At 61.5% G+C, this 6,782-nt stretch carries 7 protein-coding genes; all 7 read left to right on the top strand.

Annotated elements, in window-relative coordinates; translation table 11 throughout:
* Window positions 1-507: aldo/keto reductase (locus tag FQ746_RS15950; RefSeq protein WP_144110329.1), on the top strand; the 507-nt coding region annotated here is incomplete at its 5' end.
* Between the two features lie 130 nt (window positions 508-637).
* Complete coding sequence (locus FQ746_RS15945) at window positions 638-1,660, top strand: zinc-dependent alcohol dehydrogenase (RefSeq protein ID WP_144110328.1); 1,023 nt, start codon at window positions 638-640, stop codon at window positions 1,658-1,660.
* Between the two features lie 50 nt (window positions 1,661-1,710).
* A complete protein-coding gene (locus FQ746_RS15940) occupies window positions 1,711-3,189 on the top strand; it encodes a sugar ABC transporter ATP-binding protein (protein ID WP_144110327.1) in 1,479 nt (492 codons plus the stop codon).
* Between the two features lie 2 nt (window positions 3,190-3,191).
* Window positions 3,192-4,184, top strand: coding sequence for an ABC transporter permease (locus FQ746_RS15935; protein WP_144110326.1), 993 nt, complete (start codon window positions 3,192-3,194; stop codon window positions 4,182-4,184).
* A gap of 25 nt (window positions 4,185-4,209) precedes the next feature.
* Window positions 4,210-5,151 (top strand): substrate-binding domain-containing protein, encoded by a 942-nt coding sequence (locus tag FQ746_RS15930; RefSeq protein WP_144110325.1) that lies wholly within the window; start codon window positions 4,210-4,212, stop codon window positions 5,149-5,151.
* A gap of 51 nt (window positions 5,152-5,202) precedes the next feature.
* A complete protein-coding gene (locus tag FQ746_RS15925) occupies window positions 5,203-5,715 on the top strand; it encodes a VOC family protein (RefSeq protein WP_144110324.1) in 513 nt (170 codons plus the stop codon).
* 48 nt (window positions 5,716-5,763) lie between these two features.
* Window positions 5,764-6,777 (top strand): zinc-binding dehydrogenase, encoded by a 1,014-nt coding sequence (locus tag FQ746_RS15920; protein WP_144110323.1) that lies wholly within the window; start codon window positions 5,764-5,766, stop codon window positions 6,775-6,777.
* Window positions 6,778-6,782: the final 5 nt, after the last annotated feature.

Below are 6,782 nucleotides of genomic sequence, written 5' to 3'. Positions count from 1 at the left end.
CTTCGCGACGAGGGCGTCGTGAAAGCGGTGGGACTGGGCGTGAACGAATGGCAGGTCGCTCATGAAGCGATCCGTCAGCAGGACTTCGACTGCCTGCTGCTTGCGGGCCGTTACACGCTGCTCGAGCAGGATGCGCTGGATGGCTTCCTGCCGCTGTGCGAGAAGAACCAGGTTTCGGTGATTCTGGGTGGCGGCTACAACAGCGGCATTCTGGCGACGGGTGCGGTGCCTGGGGCAAAGTACAACTACTCGCCGGCCCCGGAGGCGATTCTGGAGCGCGTGCGCAAGATCGAACAGGTGTGCCGCGAGTACTCGGTGCCGTTGAAGGCCGCGTCGCTGCAATTCGTGCTGGGGCATCCGGCGATTCCGACCAACATTCCGGGCGTGCGCACGGTGGCCCAACTGGAAGACAACCTGAACACTTTCCGGGCCGATATTCCGGCGGCGTTCTGGGCGGAACTGAAACGCCGCCAGCTGATTCGCGAAGACGCGCCGACGCCGCAATAACGCGCGATCGGACCGTTGCCGCGCGGTTCCCCTCTGCGCCGTTCGCTACCTGCCCAACGCGCCATGCCGCCACAGTCCGCCGTGGCGCAGGGGCCGTTGCGTCCCAGCATCCACCGTAAGCGAGAAAGCCATGAAAGCTGCCGTACTAGTCGCGCCCAGGCAATTCGAATTGCGTGATGTGCCGATTCCCGAATGCGGTCCTTCCGATGTATTGATCAAGGTGGAGCGCTGCGGTATCTGCGGAACCGACCTGCATATCTACAACGGCAATTATTCGGCGGATCGCTTGCCGCTGATTCCGGGTCACGAGTTCTCCGGGACGATTTCGGAGATCGGCGCCGACGTCGAAGGGCTGCAGGTTGGCCAGCCGGTGACCGCCGATATCAATCTGGGTTGCCGTAGCTGCTTTTACTGCCGCAAGAACGAAATCCTCAATTGCACGCAGATGGTTCAACTCGGCATTCACGCGAACGGCGGCATGGCCGAATACGTGCGGGTGCCCGCATACGCAGTCGTGCCGTTGCCGCCGTCGATGCCGATCGAGGAAGGCACGATGGTCGAGCCTCTGTCGTGCATCGTGCGTGCGTTCCGCAAGAGTCATCTGCGACTCGGTGAGAGCGTGCTGATCATCGGTGCGGGTCCGATCGGCCAGTTGCATCTGCAGCTTGCACTGCGCTCGGGCGCTGCGCCGGTCATCGTGATGGAGCCCAACGTGCAGCGCGCGCGGCAGGCCAAAGAATCGGGCGCGGACTTCGTCGTGACCGATGCCGCGGAACTGGAGTCGGTCGTGCGCGGTGCCACCGATGGACGCGGTGTGGATGTCGCGATCGAAAGCGTCGGTTTCACCGAACTCTACGAGCGTGCGCTTGCGCTGATCCGTCCGGGTGGCCGGGTGATTGCCTTCGGCATCGCCAAACCGGGTCACACGTTCCGTATCACGGCGCTCGACTTCGTTCTGCGCGAGCAGGGCGTTCAGGCGAGCGTCGCGGGGATGGGCGACGACATGCACGAGGCAGCCACGCTGCTCGGCTACAAGCGCATCGGTGTCGCGGCGTTTCTGACGACCATCTACAGGCTCGAGGACGTCGACGAGGCTTTCGAGCGTCTGGCCGAAGACAGGAGCGTCCTGAAGATCCAGTTGCAGGTGGCCTGAACGCGCGGCTTGCCGACATCGGCCAGCGTCGTCAACTCAAGAGGTGCGCCATGAATGCCCTTGAAGTTAGAGGAATCAGCAAGACTTACCCTGGCGTGCGTGCACTCGACCAGATTGCTTTCACGTGCAACAAAGGGTCCGTCCACGCATTGGTGGGCGAGAACGGAGCAGGCAAGTCGACACTCATCAAGATTCTGAGTGGCGCGATTGCTCCGGACGGGGGCGAACTGCTGCTCGAGGGCCAACCCTACGCGCCGCAGTCGCCGAGCGAAGCGGCTATCGCCGGTGTCTCGACCATCTATCAGGAGTTCAACCTGATCCCGGGATTGAACGTCGCGGAGAATATTTTCCTCGGGCGCGAGCGGGTCGAAAAAGGCCTGCTCGACAGCCGCTTCATGCGCAAGGAAGCCGAGGCGCTGCTCAAGCGGATCGGTGCACCGATCGACGTGCGTCGACGCGTCGGAACGTTGTCGGTGGCGGAGCAGCAACTCGTGGAAATTGCGAAGTCGCTGGCCATCTCGGCCCGCGTGCTGATTATGGACGAGCCCTCGGCCACCTTGTCCGACCACGAAATGACGCTGCTCTACAACGTGGTCCGGAAGCTGTCCAGCGAGGGCGTAACGATCATCTATGTCTCGCATCGCATGGACGAAATTTTCGATCTTTGCGATACGTGCACGGTCATGAAGGATGGCCGCTCGGTCTGCACGCGGCCGGTCGGCGAGTTGAGCCGGGACGCGCTGATCCAGTTGATGGTCGGTCGCGAACTGGATACCCGCTTTCCCGACAAGAGGCCGCCGGCGACCGGTGAGATCGTGCTCGAGGTCGAGGGCCTGTGTCTCGATCAACGCGTGCGCGACGTCAGTTTCAACGTTCGTGCAGGCGAGGTCGTTGGACTGGCGGGACTTGTCGGTGCGGGTCGAACCGAAGTGGCGCGAGCGATCTTCGGTCTCGAGAACGTGACGGGCGGGCGCATTTCACTGCAAGGGCGCGGTCATCGGCCCGAGTCCCCTTCGGAAGCGATCGAGGCAGGCATCGCACTCGTTCCCGAAGATCGTAAGAGCCAGGGGCTCGTGCTGGGTCTGAGCATTCGCGAGAACGCCATCCTGCCTACGCTGAAAAGCATCTGCCGGTTCGGATTCGTCGACGCCCGCAAGGAGCGCGCGCGCGTGTCGAAAGTCTGCAAGCAGCTCGCCGTATCGGCATCGAGCGTCGAAGTGCCTGTCGTGACGCTTTCCGGCGGGAACCAGCAGAAAGTCGTGTTCGGCAAATGGATGGCCCATTCGTTCTCGTTGCTGATTCTCGACGAGCCGACCCGCGGTGTCGACGTGGGCGCGAAAGCGGAGTTCTACAAGCTCATCGATGAAATTGCACGCTCGGGTAAAGCCGTGCTCCTGATCTCTTCGGAATTGCCGGAACTGATCGGCATGGCCGATCGCATCGTCGGCGTGCGCGACGGTGTGGTGACCGGCGAGGCTGTTGCGCTCGGCGCTACCGAAGAGTCCGTCCTACAAATGATTGCGAGGTAATCATGGCTATTGCCGAGTCGATATCGAATCCCAGTTCCACCGAGCGCTTTTCCAATAATGCATACCGACGAATCGAACTCGTCCAGCGGTACGGCATTCTGGCGATCTTTCTGCTGCTCTGTATTACGGCGGCTGTGTCGTCGCCGTTCTTTCTCACTGCGGACAACCTGCTCAACGTCGTGAGACAGGTGTCGGTCGTCGGGCTCACCTCGCTCGGCATGACCTTCGTCATTCTGACCGCGGGTATCGATCTGTCGGTGGGTTCCATTCTTGCATTGACGACGCTTGCCGTGGCGGGACTGAAGCCCTACGGTCCGTTCGCCGCGCTCGCTGGCGGCCTGGCGGTATCCATTGCATGTGGATGGCTCAACGGTTTCATCACTACGAAAGGACGTATCCAGCCGTTCATCGTCACGCTCGGCATGATGACGGCGCTGGTCGGGGTAGGCCTCGCCTATTCCGATGGACAGCCGGTTATCGGCGTACCCGTCTCGCTCGGCTGGATAGGGCGCGGCCGGGTCGGCGGCGTGCCGGTGCAGGCCATTCTGTTCATCCTGATGGCGCTGGTGTCGATGGTGATCCTGAAGAAGACACGTTATGGCCGCCATGTCTACGCGGTAGGCGGGAACATCGAGGCGGCCCGTCTGTCGGGTGTCGCGGTGGACCGGGTTCGCGTTATCGCCTACGTGCTGTCGGGTCTGTTTGCGGGACTCGGCGGCATCGTCATGGCCGCGCAGTTGAACATTGGCGAAGCGAATCTCGGCAAGGGACTCGAACTCGATGCGATCGCGGCAGTCGTGGTTGGCGGAACGAGTCTGGTGGGCGGCGCCGGTGGCATTGGCGGAACGATCATCGGTGTGCTGCTGATCGGCGTGCTCAACAACCTGCTCAACCTGTTGAATATTCCCGCTTATACGCAATTGATCGTGAAGGGCGCCATCATCGTGATAGCGGTCCTGATTCACGCTCAGCTTAGTCGTTCCAGAGGCCGATAGGCTTTCCGATACAAAAGGAGACAACATGAAAACATCAGGAATTACGCTGGCCATGACTGCTGCTGCACTGTGTTTCGGTGCAATGAATGCCGCATGGGCTGCGTCGGAAACCATCGGACTGTCTCAGGAGAGTCTGGATCACCCATGGCTTGCCACGCAGCGCAAGCAGATCGAAGCCGGTGCCAGCGCGGCGGGTGTCAGGCTGCTGGCCACCGACGGACAGGGCAACGTGGCGACGCAGATTGCCGGCATCGAGGACATGCAGTCGAAGGGTATCAAGCTGCTGCTGGTGCAGGCGGGCAAGGCGGAAGGCTTGCGCCAGGAGCTGCAGAGTCTGAAAGAGCGCGGCATTCCGTACATGTTCGTCGGCAAGCCGATTGAAAACGCAGGCGCGATCACGATGGTGTCGGGCGATAACCGGGCGCTGGGCGTCGACGCGGGACAATTCATCGTCGACAGCCTGACGCAGAAAAACGGCAAACCCAGAGGTAACGTCGTGGTGATCGAAGGGATTCCAGGCGACGAAACGTCGTTGAACCGGGTCGGCGGCGCAGTGTCGGTACTCAAGAAATATCCAGACATCAAGATCGTGGCGTCGCAGCCTGGCGATTACCGTCGTCCTAAAGCGTACTCGGTGATGCAGAACATCCTGCAAGCTCATCCGGCGGGCACGATCGACTTCGTCTTTGCCGCGAATGGCGAAATGGCACTTGGCGTGATCCAGGCCATCAAGGAAAGCGGGCGCTCGAAGGAAATCAAGGTAACGGGCCTTGACGGACAGAAGGAGGAGTTCGACGCCATCCGTGCCGGCGATGAAGCGGCCACCTGGCTCTATCCGCCGGCAGGCACCGAGGGGATTGCAGTCGCACTCAAGATTCTGAAGGGTGAAAAGGTGCCCCCCAAAGTCATGCTGCCGACGGTGCGCGTGACGAAAGACAACGTGGATTCGGTTAAGCCGGTCTTTTAGGCGTCGCGACTTCGATCAACCAGAAACGATTCATTGGGCGGAAAAAACACGATGACATTTTTTGGCATGGAACACGTTGGCTTCACGGTCCCGGACCTCGACGAAGCCGTGAGTTTCTTCGAACGCGCTTTCGGCGCGGTCACAGCGCTGGAAACGGGACCGGTCGTCGCGGACAACACGTACATGGTGCGGCGACTGGGTGTGCCCGAGCATACCCGCATCGAGAACATCAAGGTGCTGCGGGTCGGTAACGGCGCCAATCTCGAACTGTTCGAGTACTCAGGCGAGAGCGGGCCAACGACGCTCAAGCGCAATAGTGAGGCGGGCGGATTTCACATGGCTTTTCAGGTGGAAGATGCCAACGCTACCGCCGCGCATCTGCGGGAGATCGGCGTGGATGTGCTCGATGGACCGACCTATGTGGACGCCGGTCCGATGAAAGGGTTGACGTGGGTGTATCTGCGCACGCCCTGGGGACAGTTCCTGGAGGTGGTGAGCAGAAGCGGCCCGCTCGGTTATGAAGAGGCGGGTGGCCCGGCGCTTTGGGCACCGGCCTCCGCGTAAGCGCGTCAGAGCTTATCCGCACGACCGTCGCCGATTGGGAGTTATCGAATGCAAGAGATGGAAATCTGCTTTCCCGCGAAAGAGCAATTCGTTCTGCAGCCCTGCGAGCCGTGGGGGCCTTTGCTTCCGAACGAGGTCCGCGGGCGCACGATTGCCACGCTCGTGAGTCCGGGAACGGAACTGGCCTGGGCGAGCGGAGAAGATTTTCCTGTGAGGCCGGGCTATTCCGCCGTGTTCGAAGTTCAGGAGCGCGGCGCAGAAGTAACCGGGGCCGCGGTTGGCGACCTGCTGTTCTGCATGGGCAACCATCGGACCTACCAGCAGGTCGACGTCGCCCATACGGTTGCAGTGCCGTTCGGCATGGCCCCGGAAACCGCATTGCTGGCCCGCCTGGTGGGCGTATCGATGACTACGTTAATGACGACCAAAGCGCGGCCAGGTGACCCCGTCGTGATCTGCGGAGCCGGGCCGGTCGGGTATCTGGCCGCCCATATTTTCCGGATCGGCGGATATGAAGTCATCGTGGTCGAACCCGATGCGAAACGGCGTGCGCAGGCAAGAGACTCCGGATTGCAATCGGTGTTGCCGTCGTTTCCATTCGACCGTCCCGATCTTGCGGGGCACGTTGCGCTGGTGGTCGACTGCTCGGGCCACGAGCAGGCGGTGCTGGACGGCTGCCGGATCGTTCGTCAGAACGGCGAGGTGGTGCTGGTCGGTGTACCCTGGCGACGGCAGACGGATCTCTCCGCGCACGATCTGCTCAGTGCGGTATTCAATGGTTTCGTCGAGTTGCGCAGTGGCTGGGAATGGGCGTTTCCGCTGGTCTCGCGAAGTTTCAGATGGGAGGAACTGCTGGAGGGCTACAACAACAGTGCGCAAAGCATCATGGCCGGTTTTCGGAAGGCGATGAAATGGCTCGTGGAAGATCGCATTCCTCTCGCGGGGATGGTGCGGGTCGAGACGCCCGATGTGCCCGGGAAGATCTACCGTGCGTTGCTGGCGCGCAGCGTGGATGAGCCGTTTGTTGTTTTCGACTGGCGCAACTTTGCGCTCCGGTATTGAGTCGC

This window comes from Paraburkholderia sp. BCC1886, from assembly GCF_900996245.1.
Lineage (GTDB): Bacteria > Pseudomonadota > Gammaproteobacteria > Burkholderiales > Burkholderiaceae > Paraburkholderia.
This window is presented reverse-complemented; position numbering and strand designations above follow the sequence as displayed.